The following is a 20,273-nucleotide window of genomic DNA, read 5'->3' as shown; positions in this document are numbered from 1 at the left end:
TATCTCCCTTTTATTTTGTACCCAAATTTTATTACTGTGTTACAGTCATAACTTGTCCACTACGATCAACCATAATTTTCATTTTCCCGTCTTGTGCGTTATATAACCCTAATTTATGCAAATCTTGTTTACATTCTTTTACGAAGTAAGGCAATGTGCGAATTTGATCGATATCAGAGCTCGTAATGAAATGAATTAAATGATGCGTCATTTCTTTTATATCATGAACAAGCTCTTCCTTTTCTCGCTTTAGTCTTTCATTTTCAGCTCGTAATACATGCAATTCGCTTTCAAGACCACGTACATCCTTTTCATTTTCCGAACGCCCAGCAGCCATGCTTGAAAGCTTATAAATGCCTTCCATAAACTGATGGAGTTCATCTTCTTTTCTTTCACTACATTGACTAATTGTTTCAAAATTATCAACGATACCAGATATAACTGTTACAAGGCTTTTTTCATTCTCTGTATTTTGAACTTCTTTTCTTACTTCTTGCTTGTTTTCCTTTTTTATTTCAACGATTTGTTCTTTTATGGGTGTATATTTTCGCTTTCGTCCTGGTTTTTGCTTTTCAATATTTTCAAACGGTATTTCGCATTTTTTCAATTTATAGTATGTGTTTTGCAATTGACTTTCTGTTTTCGGAAAAAGATTTAGTTCATTTTTACTAACGTATTTTGAAATATTTAAAATGTTTAAACCGTGACGTTGACAAAATTGATACACTTCATACAGTAACTCTAGCTCAGACTTCAGCCATGTAATTGTTGATTTTTCATAAGCTCGCATACCGCCATGTTTTTCTATATCTATTTGGAATAAAACCATTCTATTATATAAATCGACTAACTCTTCATACTCCACTCGGAATTGTTTCTCTATTTTTTTAAATTCCGTTTCTAATTTCATATCATTCATTTTATTATTTGACATGTTTTGTAAAAGTTTTAATACATTGATTGCTGTGTGGTGATACATAATCTGTGCCACTCCCCCTCATCCTTTCACAATTCTCATCTGACTCCCATGTCTTTTAAGAAATAGCAATTTTTACATATCCATATTATAACATTTCGAAATTGTCTGTCAAATAATTAACATACAAAAACGTATGGAAAGTGTAAAAAAGAAAGAGTATTTTTTAATTAATATGCAATTATACATATTAATTACATATAATTATATTATATGGTATTTTTAATATATTTTCACCGAAAAAGTTTGCGCTACCACGAAATATTACTAACATAAACCAAAATATGTTCTCTTATATTTTTAAACAAAAAAACGTTACTTATTAATTAAACCAATTGAAAATCTCGAAATAGAGACGATTCTTACAACCACAAATACTCCTTCTACCTGTACAGCGTATAGAATACTAAAAAGGAACTAGCCAGTACTACTATACATGGCTAGTTCCTTTTTCCCCACTAATAGAAGAAAGTTTCCAACCCTCAGTCGAAAGCTCTCTTCTCCTGCTTACTTGAAACCACTCCATATCTTTGGTCTTACATCGTACAGAGCTCTATTAGGCACTGACCGCTTCCAAACTTCGCTAGAGGTTCTATTCCAGCAAAAAAAACGCTTTTTAAAACTCTTTTACAACACTAACTTATCAACTAAACCAATTAACTCTTGAATATCTGGCTTACTTACTTGAGCATTTGCTCCTACAGCTTCACCTTTATGGAATAATTCATTTGTAATTAATGAAGAGAAAATAATGACCGGTAAACGATTCATTATTTCACCATCCTTAACCACTTTCGTTAAATGATGTCCATCCATTTTTGGCATTTCAATATCAGTAATTAGCAAGTGAATGTGTTCAAACATTTTTTCCCCTTGCTCTTTCGCTAATTTTTCAATTTGTGCTAACGCTTCCGCACCATTGCTGAAGAAGTTCATTTTCGTATATCCAGCTGATGATAAAGTTTCTTCTAGTATTTGGCGAAGCATTGCTGAATCTTCTGCAATATAAATAACTTTTTCAGCACGATCTGTTTTTTGTTCTAAGCCTGAAAGTGATTTATTGTCATAACCAGTACCGCTAATTTCACATACAATTTTTTCATAGTCTAATAGTAAAATAATTTTCCCATCTAGTTTTACAATGCCAGATGTCGTTTCTTCTAGTCCCATTGATAAGGAAGCTGGTTCATCAATTTGTTCCCATGAAATACGTTGAATACGATGTACTTCGTCAACGCGGAAAATAACTTTCATTTGGTTTAATTCTGAGATGATGAATTTCGTTTGATCAAGTGGCTTTGTTGATTTTAAATTAAGAGCCGTTGCTAAGTTAATAACAGGTAAAATTTCACCACGTACTTGAACAACACCTTCAACTGCATGATGAGATTCTGGCACAGTTGTAACAGGGAATGGATTAATGATTTCACGTACTTTCATTACATTGATACTAAATAGATTTTCACCAACAGTATATGTGACAATCTCTAATTCATTTGTTCCACTTTCTAATAAAATACTTTGTGCTTGTGACATAAAGGTGTCGCTCCCCTTCCATTAATTCCGTATATTTAATTATTAAGCTTTATAAAAGAGAAAAAGTCAACTACCTATATGAAAAATATAGATAGTCGAACAATTTATTTACGCTTAATCTTGTATAAATGAAGCAAGTGCCTCTAATAACACTTCTTGTGCCCCTACAATTTCTGTCGGCATTGCTTCCCATTTTTTTGAAAGTTCCGTTTCTACTCTCATTCTTAACTCTTGATTCATTTCTTCGAGTACATATTGTTTCGTCGCTATATCAACATCAAGTAACGCGAGTGCATATAGTTCTGGATCGTTTATTTTTTTAAATAATTGTTTTAATATAGCCGGCGCTATATGTTTTAATTTTTCAATATGAATTTCCTTATCCGAAAATAGTAGCTCGTATTGAATAAACGCAACATTTTCTTTAATTACTTTAAAATAGCAATTATTTTTTTTATCATTCACAAAATAACCGTTCGGATCTGCGATAATACTCTCTACTTTACGAATTAGATCTGGCAAACTACTCGCCGCCATTACAGTCCGCTGCTCAACCTCACTTGGCGAAATGAATGTAACGCGATACTTATTCTGCGCCATCCTCCTCACCTCTCCTTTTATAAAAATGTATCCCCACAAACTATCCAAAAGGCACTGGTTTGCTATGAGACAATTATCTTATCTCCAACCAACCATCACAGTACCTCTCCATAGCACTACTCTTACAACTACAAGCCCCTCAGAACCATAGTTGTTATCCATACTATACTACAATTCGCTTATCTCTTATTAAACTACCTTGGTAACACTTCATACCGCTGTTTCCACAACGTTCGAGCACCCTTATAAGCACTTAAACCCTACCACATCTCTCAAACCATTAAAAGGGCTTTTAAGAGCTTTTAAGTAACTCGATATTATTGAACCAAAACGCAATTTGCTGATCCGTTATCCCTGATAACGTAACAAAAAACTCACGGCACTTCATCTCGTCCTTAAACAGTTGATACTTCCAAACTCCATCACTACCAACACTTACGAAATAAAACTCATGAATACGGCCAATGATGGCTTCCTTTTCACCAAATGAATACGGAGGCACTTGCTTAATTTCAAATTGATCCGGTAAATATACATGCTCTTCTCGTTCCATTTTTAGCACTTGCTCGGCAAGTTCACGTTTATTTTCGAAAAAAGGCAATTGTAAAACTCGCTCTTGTCTTGTCATACGAATAAAAAACCCTTTCTACTACATTACAAGTTTTCTTTATAATATATTATCGAATTAAGTTTACAACTTCATTTAATACTTCATCTGACACTTTAATTACTTTCGCATTTCCTTGGAATCCACGTTGATACAGCATTAAGTCAACGAACTCAACAGATAAATCTACGTTGGCCCCTTCTTGCGCGCCACCACGTACTTTACCTGCACCGTTTTGACCAGATGCACCAAGTGCTAAAATACCTGTTGTATTCGTCGCTGTATAGTTACCATTACCTGTTTTCATTAGACCGCCTTCGTTCGGGAACATCGCAACAGCTAATTGGCCAGCAGATTTCATACTTCCATCAGAATATTTTACCATTACATATCCACCGTCAGCAATGAAGCAATCTTTAACCGTCGCTGCTGCTCTACCATCTACGTCTGTTACTGATAATGTTTTATCTGTTGGATGGTTTGTTAAATGACTTAAGTCTAAATTTATAGAGCCGCCATCAAATGGAATATTGGCTCTTTGCTCTTTCGGATTAGGATTTCCAACAGCATCAAATGTCATATTACCACCTGCACCTTGAACATCCTTAAACTCTGTTTCTTTTTTCGAGTCATTACGCATCTGTACTTTATATGTATAATTATGTTCGCTCGTTTGTTTAAACTCTACACGCATTGTCCATGTATTCCCCGCATTATCATATACAGGTAAATCTTGTGTAATTTGTTTTTCACCAGTTGGAATATTCCCTTTAATTGTCCCTTTCGATGTTCGAATACCACCAATTGCTGTTCCCATTGGAATTTGCAACGGTCCTGGGATTCCAGATAAATCAACTTCACCAGTTGCTTCATTTGCAGGATATGCAAATACATATTGACCTTCAGTATTCGTAATATAGTAATCTGAGGATATCCCAAACGTACCTTTACGAGTAAATTCCATATTTCCGCCTTTTGAATCACCTACAACGAAGAAACCATTACCTTCCATTGCTGCTTGTGTTTTACCACCAGTTAACGTAATTGTACCATCACTATAATCTGTAACCGTACCACTCATTTTCACACCGTTACCAATACTTTTCGGATTCGTTCCTGCGTATTTACCGTCACCTTTTGCACCAATCGAATTGTTATATAGTAAATCATCAAACATTGCTTTTTGTTTTTTATAACCAACTGTTTGTGCATTAGCAATATTATTTGAAGTTACACTTAATGCATTTTGTGTTGCATTCATTCCTGTAATACTTGTATATAACGCTTTAATCATAACGTATGGACACTCCTCATGAATTTGTAGTTTTTACTTCTTCAGTTGTTTTTTGCTCTTCTTTCTTGACATCCTCTGGATTCGTTTCTCCAATCGGTTTATCAGACACTCTCTCAACGAAACGAAGAGATACGACTTTATTATTAATAATGAGCTGTACATCATTATTCTCTGCAAGGCGAACCGTCTCTACTTGACCAGTTACTTTGTTTCCGTCGCCGTCAACACCTCTTACGTACTTCCCTAAAAACTTCATACCGCCATCAAGCGCTGTCGAATACATCGTCGTTCTTAAAGAGTCAACTGCTTTTGTCATATTTTGCACTTGCTCCATAAGAGATAACTGCGCTGTCTGGTTCATCATTTGATTCATATCCATTGCATTAAATGGATCTTGATGTTGGAAACTTGATAAAAACAATTTTAGGAAGTCATCTTTCCCCATTACCCCAGGAGTCTTTTGTGCTCCTGCTGAAACTCCGTTTGTTTGTTGAACTGGCGATTGTACACCATTCACAGATGCGTTTTTTGCTTGCGCTCCTGCTTGTAACGGAATATGATTTGTACTCGTTGTATTTAACCCAACTGTTGGCACGCTTTATTCCTCCAATAATCCCGCAAATTCTTTTGATTGTTGTTTCTCATGTTGCGTACTTGCTAATTTCTGCTTTTGTCTTTGTTCTTGTTCTCGCTGTTCTTTACGGTTTTCATCTTTATCCGAATAGCTAATTTGAATATTAATTTCTTTTTCTTTTAGCTTTAGCCTCAATTCATCAAAAATGATTTCAACACGTTTTTTTGCATCGTGTTTTTCCATTTCTACATGCACATCAATTTGGTCGCCATGCTTTTTCATAAATACAGTTAACGTTCCAAATTTTTCTGGATTTAGCTGGAATAAAACACGTTCTTGTTTCACTACAAATTTTTGCAATGCTTCTACTTGCGCTTCCATTTTCTTTCCTAAGTCAGGTAATGTAACCTTCTCAGCGCCACTATTTGATTTTCCGATTTGATCAGTACTCGTCGCTTTATTTAATAACTCCGCACCCGTGGAACTCGAATCACTTAACGAATCGACTTCTGGCAACTCTACCTTCACATCATCGCTCTCTGATTTCAGAAGATCTACATCTTTAGACTCTTCTTGTTTTTTTGCAATATTACAAGTTTCTGTCTCTACAACTTTCAAAGCCTGCATCATTTGCTCTGGCATCTTCACTTTGTCTAACACCATTTGCATTGTATCTTCTAAACATATAGCATTTTTAATATTCATATTTGAAAGGAGCTCTTGTAATTGTTGTAATTCACCTGCGGGTAATTCGTTAAGTTTTATATTTCCATATTCTTTATACAGCTCTTGTATTTTTTGTATGTATTGATATAACAATTCTGGTTGCACACGTAATTGCTCAATTGCAACCATTTGCTCAGATACAGCTAATAACAACTGTTCTGTCTCTTTTTTTTCTTCTTTCTTTACACTTGGTTCTTCTTTCGTTACCGATGGTTTAGAAAGATTATATTCTTTTTTCTCTTCTTTTGGTGCTTCTTCTCGTTTCGTTTTCTCCGTTTTCGGCTGCTGTTTATTTTCCATTCTCAACGTACGATCAAATGAAGAATTTTCATTTTTCGATTGTATTTCTAGCCCTTTTTCTTTTTGCGGAGGTAAACTTTGTTGCACCGGTAATACAGACTGTATCACTACATTCACCTCATCCATTCATACACATTTTTAAATCAAGAAGCATTTTTTCTTCTAGCTTTTCTTGCACTTTTGCAAGCTTCTTACAATCTTCTTGATACATTTCATCAATGACACGTTCTTTTTCTTTTACTTGCTCTAAAAGGCTTTCATTTTTTTGAATAAAACCTTCTGTTTTTTTTATTTTTCGATTCCATTCTTCTATTCTTTCAGGTGAAAACGTATGTGAAGAAAGCATGCCAGCCATAATACGTTGACCAGTTTGTACGACTTTGCTACGTGATTTCACAACGTATAAATCATATTCTTTTTTTTGTTCTATTTTTCTTTTTTCAGCTGTTAGTTCGTACACTTCTTTTAAAATATGTTCTTTTTCTTGATTTATTTGCAATTTTATCGTGTCGTACTGCTGTTTATCCACCTGTTTTCATAGCCCCTTCCTATTATAACGCTCTCTTTTTCTATTATATAGTTTTTTTCCAAAAAAATCTGTGAAATATTAAAAAACAAAAAAATAAGACCCCTTTAGTAGAGGCCTTATACTATATGGTGTATCGCTTGAACGATATCATCAAATTGGAAACTATCCGATCGACCTTGCTTTAAAAACGTATTTATATCTTCTACTTTATTTTTACATTCAAAAATATAAGCATTTTCTTCATTTTCTTGAATCGTCCCTAATTTAAAGTACAATTCATTTTCTTTATAAATAGATAAGATTTTTCTCATTTCATTTGCAAGTTGCCAATGGTTAGGCGACACAATTTCTTCCATAATCCTACTTACTGAATCTAACACTGAAATGGCAGGATAATGACTAAGCGTAGCAAGCTCACGCTTTAATACAATATGTCCATCTAAAATACCACGTGCTAAATCTGGTACAGGACCGTTTAAATCGTCTCCATCAACGAGTACGGTATAAATACCTGTTATAGATCCTTTTTGTGTTTTACCGGATCGCTCTAACAACTTCTTCATATAACTTTCCATTAACAGTGTTTTACCACCAATCGGTAACTCTTTCACTGCAATATCAACACTTCGGCGCGCATCAGCAAAACGAGTAACTGAATCCATCATGAGTAGTACGTTATTGCCTTGATCACGGAAATATTCAGCAATGGATGTGGCAAGCTTTGCCGCGCGAAGTTGCATCAGATGGCTTTCATCTGACGTCGCTACAACAACAACGCTTTTCCTCATACCTTCCTCGCCTAATTCTTTTCGAATAAAGTCTTTTACTTCTCGGCCACGTTCTCCTACTAAACTAATAACGTTAATATCAGCTTTTGCATTTTTTGCAATCATTCCAAGTAAAGTAGATTTACCAACACCTGATCCAGCGAAAATACCAATCTTTTGACCGATACCAATTGTTAGCATAGAATCAATTGATTTTATTCCCGTTTCAAATACATCAGTAATCTCTTCACGCTCAAATGCATGAATAGGGGGGGCATCTAATTTTATTTTCTGTAGTGGAATGTTTTCAGCGTTCTCATTTAACACTTCACCATTCGCACTTAACACCTTTCCAAGTAAATGATCACCACGAGGTACAACAACATCTTCTGCAATTAATGTAACTGAATCCCCGTAACATACTTTTTCTGTCTGTCCAAATGGGAGTAACATATTATTCTCTTTTTCAATCGCAATTACTTCACATAAAACATTATGTTCTCCAACGAAACAAACATCGCCAATTTTTGCTTTCGGCCCTTTCGCTACGAAAAACTGTTCTTGTACACTATGAACTTTACCAATTTTCGTATAAAACGGTGTGTCGATAAACGTATTCCACTTATTCTGTTCATTTATGAGCTTGTTGTTCATACATTTTGCTCCTCAAACAACTTCTCTTCTTCCCATTTCTGACGAAGCTTCGCAAATATAGGTGCAAATTTAAATTCAAAAAACTCTTTCTCTTCCTCCAAAACAAATTCACCGAACTGCAGGGAGAAATCATATTTCCATTCTACTAATTGTAGTAACCAATACTCTTTCGTATTTTCCTTCTCTTCTTGAATACGTTCAAACGTTTCTGGATGTACTGTTATTATTAATTTTTCAAATGAAGTAGGCAACGTTTGAACGATGCCAGTTAAAATTGGTAACACATCAAGTAATCGCGAATCTACCGCTTGGTTTACGATTTTTTCTGCTAGATGAAAAGATTGATCCCACAATAACTCTGTCCATTCGTATGCTGTTTCCTGTTGTTCTTTTTGAAACTGCATACGTGCTACTTCCATCTGTTCCATTTGTTCATGAATATGCATTTGAAATTGTTCTTTATCTTGTACTAGCTGCTGACGCTCTCGTTCTAGCATTTGCTGCCCTTGTCTTAACTGATTCATTTCCATATGTAATGATTCTTGCTGGGCGCGAAGCTCTGCATGATCAGCTTGTAATTCTTCCTCTTCTATTTGGACTGAAGCTGGTTTTGGAAATTGTAATTCATACGTTTCTTCAGAAAAAGAAACAGAATTCTTCGGAATTCTGTTTTTAAATAAGGACATCCCCTTCACCTCTTTGAACGATAATTCTTCCTTCTTTTTCTAGCTTTTTAACTGTACCTGTAATCGTTTGCTGCGCTTTTTCAGCATCCGTCATCTTAAGCGGTCCTAAGCCATCTAATTCTTCTAGAATCATCTCTTTACGGTTTGAAGACATACATGTAAATAATTTCTCTTTAATTTCTTCTTTTGCAATTTTAAGTGCTTTCGCAAGAACACCGTTATCTGAAATTTCTTCCAATACACGGCGAAGCGCAAGATCTTCAAGACCAAGTAAATCTTCAAAGACAAACATATTTTCTTTAATTTTCTCAGATAACTCATAATCGACTTCATCCAGCTTTTGAAAGACTGTTTTTTCAACACCTCGTGAAACATTATTTAAAATGTTCACGATCGTTTTCAAGCCATCTGTTTTATTAATTGCACTAAATGCCATATTATTTAATTTCGCTTTTAACAACTCACCAATTTGATTAATTAATTCACCATCAACTTGTTCTAGTTTTGCAATACCCATTACCGTCTCTACTCGTTTATGATCTGGCAATCTCTCAATTAATTGAGAAGCAAGTTGCGGTTTAATGTAAGAAGCAATTATCGCAATCGTCTGTGGTGATTCATCATTGAGCACTGTAAGAAGTGGTTCTAAATCTGTAAGTGAATTTAAGAACTCAAACGGATTATCTTTGTTATACCAAAGATCTTCCAATAATTTTTCCAGCTCGTCTTCGGGCATGTTTTTAAATATGCGACGAATGTACTCTTTATCTGGAGTGACTAAGTTTAATTCTTTTACATTTAATTCATATAAGAACTCCCCTAGCACATTTTCTAACGTTTCTGGTTTATATACACGAAACTTCGCAATTTCACGAAGTAATACTTCTTTTTCCTCAGCTGTCATATATTCAATGACTTTTGCTGCCACCCCTTCGTCTAATGTACGAATGAGGATGGCAGCTTTTTCTTTGGAGGAGATTTCATCTAACATCGTTGTTCCTCCCTTACTGTCCGTTTAACCATTTTTTAATTACTTTTGCAGTACCTTCTACATGTTCTTTCGTAGCTTCCTGCACTTGATCATCTAACGTTGGTTCTTTCGGTCCTTCTGGTTCCGGTGTTGGCTCTGGCACTATTTTTTCTTCAGGAATTTCCAGAATACTTTCATTACTTGCGGCAATTTCCTCTTCGGCTAAGTATTCTTCATATTCCTCTTCTTCTCTCTTTTTCTTACGTCTTGCTAAGAAGAACCATACTAGACCAATTAGTGCTAACAAGCCAGCTGTAATTCCACCGAATAACCACCAGTTCATACCACTTTTTTCCGGCTCTTTCTCTTTTTCAACTTTCGGCTGGTCGAACTGAACAGTTACAACGTTAACTTGACCGTTTGTAAAGTTTCCATTCGGATCAACTTGAAGCCCAGCTGCTGTGCCAATCGCTTCTTTGAAAGTCGTCATATCAATTTTTCGTTTTACTAACGTATCATTATCTACCCATACAACAACATTTGTTTTCGTTAATTCTGGATGTTTCTTAATTGTTTCAACTGTTTTATCTATTTCATAGTTTTCAATTTTGTTACCATTTTTATTATCATAGACAACTTTACCGTTTTGATTATTGTTCGTACCGTAGTTTGGCACGTCACCGTTCGCTGTAATACCAGCACCTTGCTTCGTATCTGCTCCTTCTTGTGCAGTAGAGCTTTCCTCTTGCTCTTGTTTACTACGAAGCACACCTTTATCACCATATTTTTCTGATTGACGTGTAACCTCATCGTAGTTTACAGAAACTTTCGTATTTACTTTATATTCATTTGACTTAAACATCGTCATTAACGTTGCGTCAATATCTTGCTTTAACTTACCTTCAATTTGATGCTGCATCTCTACTTCTTTTTCATAAGAAGAGGAACTGTTAGAATGCGCTTCATCTGCTCCTTTTGAGATGATACCTTTTTTACTATCAATAACACTTACTTCTTCTGCTTTCACGCCAGGAACTGCCGCACTAATCATTTGCTGTATACCAGCAACTTGATCAGCTGTTAATAATTGTCCACGCTTCACACCAACAGTAATCGCCGCTGTTCCCTTTGCTTTTTCTTCATCAAAAATTGTTTCTTTTTCAGGTAATGTAATTTGAACATTTGCCGTTTCAACCGTCGCAAAATTTCGTACAATATCTTGCTCCAATTGTTTTTTCGTACCGACAATTTGCTTCATTTTTTTATCTTGCTCACTTGACCCGAGCGAGCTTTCTAATAATATTTCCTCGCCGCTCTTAGAATTAAACGGTAAGCCCATTCCATTCATTTCTTTTCGAACCCATGGAGCATCATTCTTTTGCACACGAATTGAACCATCGGCCGCTAATTGGTAATCGACACCTAACTTCGATAATTCTGCTGTAATCTCTTGCTTATCTGCATCATTTAAATTTTGATATACAACAACATATTTATCTGGCAAGGTGAAGTATAAAAGTGCTCCTGTTACAACCGCTAAAAGCGCAGCACCGATTACTAACTTATGCCACGTTTTTAACGATTGGATAACATTTTTTATCTTTTCCATTTAAACACACCCGTCCACTTTCCTAAATTTGCATATTAATTAGTGACTTATAATTTTCAATAAGATTATCACGTACGAGAGCAGCCGTTTTCATTTGAGATTCAGCTTTTTTTTGCTGAATTAAAACGTCATGTGTTTCTCCTACCCCTTTTGTTAATAAATCATATACTGCTGTTTGCGCATTATTTTGCGTTTGATTCATATCTTCCAATAAATCAATAAACTTTTTTCCCGGAGCTACAGAAGTTTCCGAAGTTTTCGGTGCACCAATTGACTGAATTGCTCCAAATGGCTGTGTATGTAACATTGGTTGAATTTTCATATCCCTATCTTCCCCCTTATCCTCGTCCAATTTCTAAATCTTTATCGAGCATTTTTTTGTTCGCATTTAATACACTTGTATTTGCTTCATACATTTTTTGAGCAACCATAACATTCGTCATTTCAGCAGTTACATCAATATTTGGATAACGTACATATCCTTCTTCATTTGCATGCGGATGCGTCGGATCATACACTAAGTTTTCCGTTTTGTCTGCTTCAATACTTTTTATTTTCACTCCGTTAGTAGGAGCCCCGTCTAACATACTTGCAAAACTATTATTTGATTCTAGCACCACACTACGACGCTCATATAAATCTGCCCCCGGAGCGGCTGTCGTATTCGCATTTACAATATTGTTTGAAGTAACTTCCATCCACTTTCTCGCTGTCGTTAGTCCTGAGCCACTTGCATTCATTGCCTGAAACATCGTTGTCTCTCCTTCTACCTTTAACGTCCACGTGCCGCTTGGTTAATTGCGTATTGTGTATTAATTGCATTAATTGAAATACCGTATAACTGATTTGCTTTCATTAAATCTAGCATTTCTGTCGTTACATCCACACTATTTCCATCTTGATTCTTTTGCATTGATTTCGTTTGAATCTTTGCATACGTATTTTTCATATTTACTGTCGGTAAGTGCATTTCATTCGTTTGATATAAATCTGGATTGCTCTTTAAATCAGCCGCATTGTTCTTATATAACGCACTGCTCTTACTCATCTGCTCAGCAAATGTTACATCTTGTGCTTTATAGCCAGGTGTATTCGCATTTGCAATATTACTAGAAACAGTATTTCGTTTCGTTACTAAATAGTTCATATAATGGCTTACATCACTCACTAAATCTGGCATATTCCACACCCTTCCTTTTCTACCTTAATGATCCACTGATGGAAGTTTCACTTCATTATTTATTTTATTATATGTATTTATTAAAATATTAACTATTATGTACCCTTACATATTTTATTCCATTTTTCCATTGTTGTCTTTAGAAAAATACAAAAATATAAAAAAGAATACAAAAAACTGTATACAGACAGTGATCCGTGAACTATTTTCATATATGAACTACACATTAAAGTTCATTTTTATATTATTTAGATTACTACTATTTTTTCATTACAGTCATAAAATGAAACCTCAATCAGCGGAACTATTTACTTAAACAAAGGAATGGATCCCCTTTAAAAAGGGGAAATCCATTTGTAAACTGTATTATTAATATTTACCGTAAAATGAATTAGCTTTCATTCGTCCATCATTTGTCATAATCATTTCTTCCAAAATCTTTTGCTTATCTCGAATATGCTGCGCTGCCTTAATAATGAATGGACTTACTTCTGCTGCAACTTGCGCACGCGTTTCTTCATCCAATGTCATCATCCAGCGATTTAACATCTCACTCTTCTCAGCAAACTCTCCATCTGACACTTGCAATTCACCGATTTCATTAAAACAGCCGACAAACGTCCGATAAATATCATTGTTCATTTTCAAGTGCTCCGCGGTAACCGTCTATTAAATCTTGTAACACTTTCACAATCGCATCCATGTCTTTTGCTTCACGCGTTACTTTCATCGTCTGAATTTGAATACTAATCCAATCGTATAAACCATAAAGACTATCATATAAGTCTTTCGTAATTTCAGGGTTCAATTGAAGCTTCAATTCTTCAAAAATACGTTCTAACTTTTCAAGAAGCGCGTCTCCTTCTTGTAGTTTAAAAGTATGTAAAAGCTCTTCTAAATTACGAAACTCTACAATACATCTTTCATAGATAAAAATTGTATTTTTAATCGGATTACTCGTCATAATATCATTTTGCATATAACGTTGCCATGCTTGCATACCATCACTTCCTTAACTTTCATTAATCATCACTTTTTTGTTTTGTCATTGCTTTAATTGTTTTTAGCTGGCTATCAAGCGCCGCTAATGTACTTTCTAATTTTTGATACTTCTTCACAATTTCATCTTGCTTTTGCAAGTTTTGCGTCTCGATATCTTTAATCTTTTTATCTAAATCACTTACACGTGAGTCAATATTTTTTACTCTCTCACCGACTACACCTTTATCACCAAATAGTTTATCAAGTGGCTCTTCCATCATTTTTCCTAAACCGTTAGAACTAAAGAAAAATTGCTTCGCTGCATCAGGTTTTTCTTTTAATGCTTGTGTTAATTTTTCATCATTAACTTCCATCGTTCCATCTTGCTTTAATTGAATACCAAATGTGAATAAATAATTACCATCTTGAGAAAATGTTACGACATTGTTCATCGCTTGACGTACACTTTGCATAATGGCTTGACCTTGGAAAGCCCCACCTTTTCCGGCAAAGATATCTACCGTACTAACAGCTTTATTATAATCCGCAACCATCTTCTTAATAACATTCGATGCATCTGTTACGTTTGAGTCATTTACTGTAAATTTTAGGTCTATACCTTTTGTTTTTGGATCTGGTGTTGTGCCAGCATCTGGTGTCCCTTCCACTTTTGGCTCAGTTACCTTTAATAATTCAATTTTCACGCCTGGAAGAGCCTCAATTGTATTGGTAAAGCTTTCAGCTGTGATACCATTAATACTATATTTAGCATTTTGCGCTTCATTGATTACATTAAGCGCTACTCCATCCGCATTAGCTAAACCAATATCTTGAAATAGTGTAGATGTGTTCCCCTCAAACTTAATTACTCCATCTGTTCCTTCTTTTTTCGAGGTCATGAAAATTTTATTTCCAAGTGTATAAGCTGATACGCCATAATCTCCATCATTAATCTTATTAATTAAATCTTTATATGTCATATCAGTTGTTACTTTTAATTCTTTACCGCCTAGTTTTAATGTTTCATCTTTAGGAAGCTTTGCATTTATATCTGTAATGTCATTTGAAGCTATTTGATGACGCTGCGCTAGCTGTGTAATTGTCATATTAAAAGTTCCTGCAATCGCACCACCATCAGCTTTTACATTTATATAACCGTCTTGTGTTGTCGTTACTTTTTTTTCATTCCCTTTAAAAGCCGCTAAGTTTTTAAATGTTTGTGTGAAAGAACTAAATTCTGATTTTAAACTTGTATATAATAATTTATCATTTGTAAGGTCGTTCTTTTCTTTCGTATACGGTGTTTTCCTCATATCTAACGCATTCATTTCTAATTCGACGAAGTTTGAAGTATCGATCATATTATTTCCGAGATTCCAAATTTGTTGTCTACCACCAATACCTGTCATCGTTGTTCCTGCCATTTTTCTCACTCCTTATAGATTACATGTAGTCTAAAATACTCGTTTTACTCATCGTGCTAACTGCTTTAAGCGTCGCTTCATACGTCGCATTTATATACGCTAAGTCAGAAATTGCTACCGCTAAATCGACATCCTCAATTTCTTTACGATTTTCTTGAAGCGCTAAATTTTGCTCGCTTAAAATTGTTTTAAATGTTTCCATTGTGTTCATTGTCGAACCAACTTCAGTTGTACGGTTAATGATGCCATCTAAGTTTTTCTTATTTTCTCCTAATAACGGTTGTAACGCTTTTTGGTCACCTTTTTGCATCGCTTCGCTCATCTGTTTTAACGTTTTTATAACCGGAGATAATAATGCTTCTCCGTTACGAAACGCTTTTAATTCATAACCGTCATTTAGTTGCCAATTTACATCATTTTTTCCACCTTGGTATGTACCATCTTCTGTAAATGGTTGCTTCTCCGCACTATCACCACCGAAAATATAACGACCTTGCTCTTTCGTATTCGCTAAATATACAACTTGTTTTAAAATTTGATCAATCTCTGCACCGATGGCTTTCAATTCTTTTTCACCATTTGGCTCATTTAATGCCTGCACCGTTAATTGATCTGCTCTCGTTAAAGATTTAAAAATACCTTGTAAAGTATTCTCAGTTTGTGTTAATACATTTTTCGAATCGGCTAAATCTTTTTGCATTTGTTCCATATTTGCCAATGAATGTTGAATTGCAAATGATTTACTTGCTGCAAGTGGGTCTTCACTCATAAGAAGGTTTTTCTTCCCCGAAGTTACTTGATTTCGATGATATTGCTGTTGCACGTTCAAATCCATTAACTGATTCTTTGCCCAGCTTGCATTTTGAAATGTAGATACTCTCATCTCTCTCTTCTCCTTTATCTATATTTGAATTGGTGTTAAGAAGAATCCACAGCTTCCTATCGCTATCCTCTTAACTCACTTAACCTACAACCATTTTATATTTCTAGTCTTACATCGATTGGGCCAATGATAGGCATTGAACGCCTCTCCCATCCGTAGGTCCTCTTTCTAACCATAAAAAAGAGGGGATTTCTTTTCTAATTCACATTATCTAATAATCGAAAATAGACTATCAAACACTTCATTCATCGTAGTAATCGCTTTAGAGTTCGCCACGAAATATTTTTGGAAGGCCATTAAATTTACCATTTCCTCTTCCATATTTACCCCTTCGACGCTCATCTTCTCTTGCTGAATACCTTCTAATAAGTCTCCATGAATTTTTTGATAAGCATTCACTGCACTTTTATCAGAAGCTACACCTACTATGAATTGGTCTAATGCTTGTTTATTAGAAAGGCCTTCTTTATAATCGCCATCTGTAATTGCTGCTAGTTTATTTGCTGTTTCAGCAGATATTTTCATTTTCGAAATGTCTTTTGCAAATTCTGGATTTAATTTCATATCTTTCGCATAATCGCCAACGAAGAAATCTTTTCCCATCACTGTATTCACTTGATTTTTCACTGAACTCATTAAACCTTCAAGGTTTTTTTTATATTCAACAATCTTCGCTTTCGTATCAATCGCTGATTTTATTGCTCCGCTAGTTACAGAGATTTCTGAACCGTAAATCTCAACTGACATTGGGTCTTTTTCTTTATTTAATTGAAGGGGATATGTATCTTGTCCACTTACTGTTAAAACACCATTCATTCTAACGCTTGCAATATTAGGATTCATAGATTCATAAGATACTTCTATATTGGCATACTTAGACATCTCTGTAACGATGCGATCTCGTTCGTCTAACAGTTGATTCGGTACTTGTGTGCCTGCTTGTCCAATTTTTTTATTCGCTTCTGCTAAACTTGCGGCAAGACGATTAAATTCATTAACATGTGCTTCAATATCTTCTGTCGTCTGTGCTTCCACTGTATCTAAGTTTTTCGCAAGACGATTTACTTGGCTTGTGAACTTCCCAGTTTCAGAAATTAATGTATCGTAGTAATTTGGTTGTTCTGGATTTTTTGCCACTTCACGAAAAGCATTAAAGAAGCCGTCCATTAAACTAGATAATGAATTTTTTCCTGTCGTCCCTACCATAGACTCTACTCGTGATAACGTTGAATTCATGTAATTATAGTAAGAGAGTTGTGATAATTGATCATTAAACTGTTTCGTCTTCACTTCATCAGTAATACGATCGACACCTAACGTTTGTACACCGTATCCAATTCTCTGTTCTGGCGTATGACCATTGCTTGCTCCAACAGATCCGTAATTCACCATTTGACGCACATAACCCGGTGTATGAATGTTAGACAAGTTTTGTTTCGTTGTTTGTAACCCCATTTGAGCCGCTAACATGCCTGATAGCGGTGTATTATAATCAGATAATCTCATAAAGCTTCACTTCTCCTTTACAATAGTTCATTCATAAAGATTTGCGAATTATTGTTTCGCTCCAAATTATATTCAGAAACGGAATCCACAATACTTTCTGTAGTTTTTAATAGTACGTTTAAGTAATATTGATTTTTTAAAAGAATCATTTTTACATTCTCTTCTAATTCAACTAAGTTTTTTTGTATTTTTTCCATTTTTTCAATTTCTTCATGGGAAAAATACGAAAATAATGCACTCACGCGAGATGGCTCAACGCCCTTTTCTTTACAAAACTGAACAACCATTTCTTCAAATGCGCTCGATAATCCTTTTAAACCATCAATGTACTGCAATTGCTCTACTTGCAACTTTTGAACTGCATTTACATTTTTATGTTTTAAATTCTCATATATTTGTTCTCCAAGCGTTTGAATGTTTTCATATGCTTTTTGAATAATAACGAGCTTCTCATATAATTGTATGTACATATAGCTTCCTTCCTTTTACAAGACTAAATTTACAATTAAACCGTGGATTTCTCCAATTTGATTTAACATTTCTAAATGTCCAGTTTTTGTATTAATTAAGTTCATCACATCTTCTAATTCATTTAATCCCATTTCTGCTTGTTTCACAATCGTCATTTTCTGTGAATATCCGTAACGCGGATGACGAGACATAACGTCTTTATATTGCAATACATTATCTACGTAAAAATTCAAAAATGATTTCACTGTATTTTTGTATTCCATGACATTATCAAGCGTTAATTCCATTTCAATTTTCTCTTTTATTTCTCCAATATTATCGACAAACGCTTCCATTTGTTCTAGCAATTTATCTTTTTTCGGATCTGCATGCAAATTATCCGAAAATGCAAGTCCTGTCCTGACATTTGCTTCTTTCGGCATTTGAGTAGCAGGCGGTATATGCGATAAAATTGGATTATGCGAGATAGAACGTAGCATATATATCACCTATTTATTTTTTTATTTCTTCCTAAACTTAATCGTAAAATCCAGTTATTTATAATTATACTCTGAACAGTAATATTTTGCAGTTATTTTTTATAAAAGATATGTTACAATTTAGCATGAGGTGGCACAATTCTATGAATATTTTTCTTTGTGGTTCAAATCAATTAACAGCATTAGATCAAGATGAAATTAAAAAATTTCTAACTGACTATGCTCACAAACATAAAATTTACATATTATGTTATAAATCTATCGAAAATGAAGTTCTTCGTTTTTTCATTGAAAACGAAAGACTCGCTCAAAATTTATGCCTTTACACGCTACAACCGTTACAAGCATTAACAGATGAATTTCAAGAAGTCGTTCATTACTTAAAAAAACACGGAGCCGAGTATGTTGCTTTTGATCATCCTTCCGACTCCATTTATCGATCAGATTTTATGTTTTTTGTAAAACAAATTATTGAAGATACCGATTTAGTTCTCTGTTTTTATAACGGGGACAAACATACATCTGTCATTCCCATTGACGTTGCAAAAGAAGCAGGTATTGGTGCTGTTATTTATGATTTACCGGGTTTACATGACAAACAGATGAAAAAAAGCTTTGAACAAAAAATTCGTATGATGTAAAGGGGGAGGCACAATATCGTTATTGTGCCCATTGTAAATATGATAATTGAACAAGATTATGATCATTTTATCGCGAGTTTTAAACAACAATACAATATGGATATCGCTTCGTATAAACAGGATAGAATGCGCCGTAGAATCGATGCTTTCATTTCAAGAAAAGGATTTGACAACTACGCAAATTTCTTAAATCATTTACGTGCTGATCAAAATTTATTTTTAAGTTTTATTGACTATATTACAATTAACGTTTCAGAGTTTTTCAGAAATAAAGAACGTTGGCAAACGTTAGAGACGAAAGCACTGCCAAAATTACTTGAACAAAATAACGGGAAATTAAAAGTATGGAGTGCTGCTTGCGCTGCTGGTGAAGAACCATATACACTCTCTTTAATTTTATCGAAACATCTTTCTCCATTTCGCTATGAAATTCAAGCAACAGATCTTGATTTTCATATTTTAGAAACTGCGAAACGCGGTCAATATACAGAACGTTCTTTAAAAGAATTACCTATCGATTTGAAAGAGCGTCATTTCACAAAAGAGAATGATACATATTCATTGCATCAAAACATTAAGCAAAACGTTTCGTTCAAACAACACGACCTCTTAATGCAGTCATTCGATACAAATTACGATTTAATTATATGTCGTAATGTAATGATATACTTTACAGAAGAAGCAAGAGTAAAGCTTTATGAAAAGTTTAGTCGTTCTTTACGAAAAGGCGGTGTACTATTTGTTGGTAGTACAGAACAAATTTTAACACCCGAACGTTACAACCTTCAGCGGTTCGATACATTCTTCTATGAAAAAATATAAAGTGAAACTTTAATCAGCACATACCAATCGGGCTTTTACGGGATTAAAAAGGTCGTCA

At 34.6% G+C, this 20,273-nt stretch carries 24 protein-coding genes; 2 read left to right on the top strand and 22 right to left on the bottom strand.

What is annotated here, in order from left to right; all coding sequences use genetic code 11:
- Window positions 1-31: 31 nt before the first annotated feature.
- The 22 genes from ACUN26_RS05005 to ACUN26_RS04900 all read right to left on the bottom strand — a co-directional run bounded on the left by ACUN26_RS05005 (window position 32) and on the right by ACUN26_RS04900 (window position 18,752).
- Window positions 32-979: a DNA-binding domain-containing protein gene (locus ACUN26_RS05005; RefSeq protein ID WP_000274700.1), complete on the bottom strand. Its 948-nt coding sequence runs from the start codon at window positions 977-979 to the stop codon at window positions 32-34.
- Between the two features lie 624 nt (window positions 980-1,603).
- Window positions 1,604-2,512: a chemotaxis protein gene (locus tag ACUN26_RS05000; protein WP_000075949.1), complete on the bottom strand. Its 909-nt coding sequence runs from the start codon at window positions 2,510-2,512 to the stop codon at window positions 1,604-1,606.
- A 114-nt stretch (window positions 2,513-2,626) separates the two neighbouring features.
- Window positions 2,627-3,112: a hypothetical protein gene (locus tag ACUN26_RS04995; RefSeq protein WP_000068315.1), complete on the bottom strand. Its 486-nt coding sequence runs from the start codon at window positions 3,110-3,112 to the stop codon at window positions 2,627-2,629.
- Between the two features lie 292 nt (window positions 3,113-3,404).
- Window positions 3,405-3,740: a DUF3964 family protein gene (locus ACUN26_RS04990; RefSeq protein ID WP_000198189.1), complete on the bottom strand. Its 336-nt coding sequence runs from the start codon at window positions 3,738-3,740 to the stop codon at window positions 3,405-3,407.
- A 49-nt stretch (window positions 3,741-3,789) separates the two neighbouring features.
- Window positions 3,790-5,013, bottom strand: coding sequence for a flagellar hook protein FlgE (locus tag ACUN26_RS04985; protein ID WP_000588325.1), 1,224 nt, complete (start codon window positions 5,011-5,013; stop codon window positions 3,790-3,792).
- A 16-nt stretch (window positions 5,014-5,029) separates the two neighbouring features.
- On the bottom strand, window positions 5,030-5,608 hold the full coding sequence (locus ACUN26_RS04980) for a flagellar hook assembly protein FlgD (RefSeq protein ID WP_001143458.1): 579 nt from the start codon (window positions 5,606-5,608) through the stop codon (window positions 5,030-5,032).
- Window positions 5,609-5,611: 3 nt separating this feature from the next.
- Complete coding sequence (locus tag ACUN26_RS04975) at window positions 5,612-6,721, bottom strand: flagellar hook-length control protein FliK (RefSeq protein ID WP_000616448.1); 1,110 nt, start codon at window positions 6,719-6,721, stop codon at window positions 5,612-5,614.
- A 10-nt stretch (window positions 6,722-6,731) separates the two neighbouring features.
- Window positions 6,732-7,142, bottom strand: a complete 411-nt coding sequence (locus ACUN26_RS04970; protein ID WP_000360857.1) for a hypothetical protein — start codon at window positions 7,140-7,142, stop codon at window positions 6,732-6,734.
- 116 nt (window positions 7,143-7,258) lie between these two features.
- Window positions 7,259-8,563, bottom strand: coding sequence for a flagellar protein export ATPase FliI (gene fliI / locus ACUN26_RS04965; protein WP_001060540.1), 1,305 nt, complete (start codon window positions 8,561-8,563; stop codon window positions 7,259-7,261).
- Entirely contained in the window at window positions 8,560-9,249 is a 690-nt protein-coding gene (locus tag ACUN26_RS04960; RefSeq protein ID WP_000051701.1) for a FliH/SctL family protein, read from the bottom strand. Before ACUN26_RS04960 ends, fliI begins: the two co-directional genes overlap by 4 nt.
- Complete coding sequence (fliG, locus tag ACUN26_RS04955; RefSeq protein WP_000883355.1) at window positions 9,236-10,240, bottom strand: flagellar motor switch protein FliG; 1,005 nt, start codon at window positions 10,238-10,240, stop codon at window positions 9,236-9,238. Before fliG ends, ACUN26_RS04960 begins: the two co-directional genes overlap by 14 nt.
- A 13-nt stretch (window positions 10,241-10,253) precedes the next feature.
- Window positions 10,254-11,828: a flagellar M-ring protein FliF C-terminal domain-containing protein gene (locus ACUN26_RS04950; protein WP_000411360.1), complete on the bottom strand. Its 1,575-nt coding sequence runs from the start codon at window positions 11,826-11,828 to the stop codon at window positions 10,254-10,256.
- Window positions 11,829-11,850: 22 nt separating this feature from the next.
- On the bottom strand, window positions 11,851-12,150 hold the full coding sequence (fliE, locus tag ACUN26_RS04945) for a flagellar hook-basal body complex protein FliE (protein ID WP_000701668.1): 300 nt from the start codon (window positions 12,148-12,150) through the stop codon (window positions 11,851-11,853).
- Between the two features lie 16 nt (window positions 12,151-12,166).
- Window positions 12,167-12,580, bottom strand: a complete 414-nt coding sequence (flgC, locus tag ACUN26_RS04940) for a flagellar basal body rod protein FlgC (RefSeq protein WP_000484909.1) — start codon at window positions 12,578-12,580, stop codon at window positions 12,167-12,169.
- 20 nt (window positions 12,581-12,600) lie between these two features.
- Entirely contained in the window at window positions 12,601-13,008 is a 408-nt protein-coding gene (gene flgB / locus ACUN26_RS04935) for a flagellar basal body rod protein FlgB (RefSeq protein ID WP_001113112.1), read from the bottom strand.
- Window positions 13,009-13,377: 369 nt separating this feature from the next.
- Window positions 13,378-13,650 (bottom strand): hypothetical protein, encoded by a 273-nt coding sequence (locus ACUN26_RS04930; protein WP_001058081.1) that lies wholly within the window; start codon window positions 13,648-13,650, stop codon window positions 13,378-13,380.
- A complete protein-coding gene (locus tag ACUN26_RS04925; protein ID WP_001149518.1) occupies window positions 13,640-14,008 on the bottom strand; it encodes a flagellar export chaperone FliS in 369 nt (122 codons plus the stop codon). The genes ACUN26_RS04930 and ACUN26_RS04925 overlap by 11 nt, the downstream gene beginning before the upstream one ends.
- A gap of 22 nt (window positions 14,009-14,030) precedes the next feature.
- Window positions 14,031-15,413 (bottom strand): flagellar hook-associated protein 2, encoded by a 1,383-nt coding sequence (locus ACUN26_RS04920; RefSeq protein WP_000929294.1) that lies wholly within the window; start codon window positions 15,411-15,413, stop codon window positions 14,031-14,033.
- Window positions 15,414-15,432: 19 nt separating this feature from the next.
- Window positions 15,433-16,296 carry a flagellar hook-associated protein 3 gene (locus tag ACUN26_RS04915; protein WP_001266434.1) on the bottom strand — a complete coding sequence of 288 codons (864 nt, stop codon included), beginning with the start codon at window positions 16,294-16,296 and terminating at the stop codon, window positions 15,433-15,435.
- 207 nt (window positions 16,297-16,503) lie between these two features.
- Window positions 16,504-17,802, bottom strand: a complete 1,299-nt coding sequence (gene flgK / locus ACUN26_RS04910) for a flagellar hook-associated protein FlgK (RefSeq protein WP_001239720.1) — start codon at window positions 17,800-17,802, stop codon at window positions 16,504-16,506.
- A gap of 17 nt (window positions 17,803-17,819) precedes the next feature.
- Window positions 17,820-18,272: a flagellar export chaperone FlgN gene (gene flgN / locus ACUN26_RS04905; RefSeq protein WP_000275891.1), complete on the bottom strand. Its 453-nt coding sequence runs from the start codon at window positions 18,270-18,272 to the stop codon at window positions 17,820-17,822.
- A gap of 15 nt (window positions 18,273-18,287) precedes the next feature.
- Entirely contained in the window at window positions 18,288-18,752 is a 465-nt protein-coding gene (locus ACUN26_RS04900) for a YaaR family protein (RefSeq protein WP_000946323.1), read from the bottom strand.
- A gap of 143 nt (window positions 18,753-18,895) precedes the next feature.
- Between ACUN26_RS04900 and ACUN26_RS04895 the strand changes: the two genes are divergently transcribed.
- A complete protein-coding gene (locus tag ACUN26_RS04895) occupies window positions 18,896-19,393 on the top strand; it encodes a hypothetical protein (RefSeq protein ID WP_001020088.1) in 498 nt (165 codons plus the stop codon).
- 39 nt (window positions 19,394-19,432) lie between these two features.
- Window positions 19,433-20,215: a CheR family methyltransferase gene (locus tag ACUN26_RS04890; RefSeq protein WP_000582904.1), complete on the top strand. Its 783-nt coding sequence runs from the start codon at window positions 19,433-19,435 to the stop codon at window positions 20,213-20,215.
- The last annotated feature ends 58 nt before the right edge of the window (window positions 20,216-20,273 follow it).

The organism is Bacillus sp. WC2503 (genome assembly GCF_052682895.1).
This window is presented reverse-complemented; position numbering and strand designations above follow the sequence as displayed.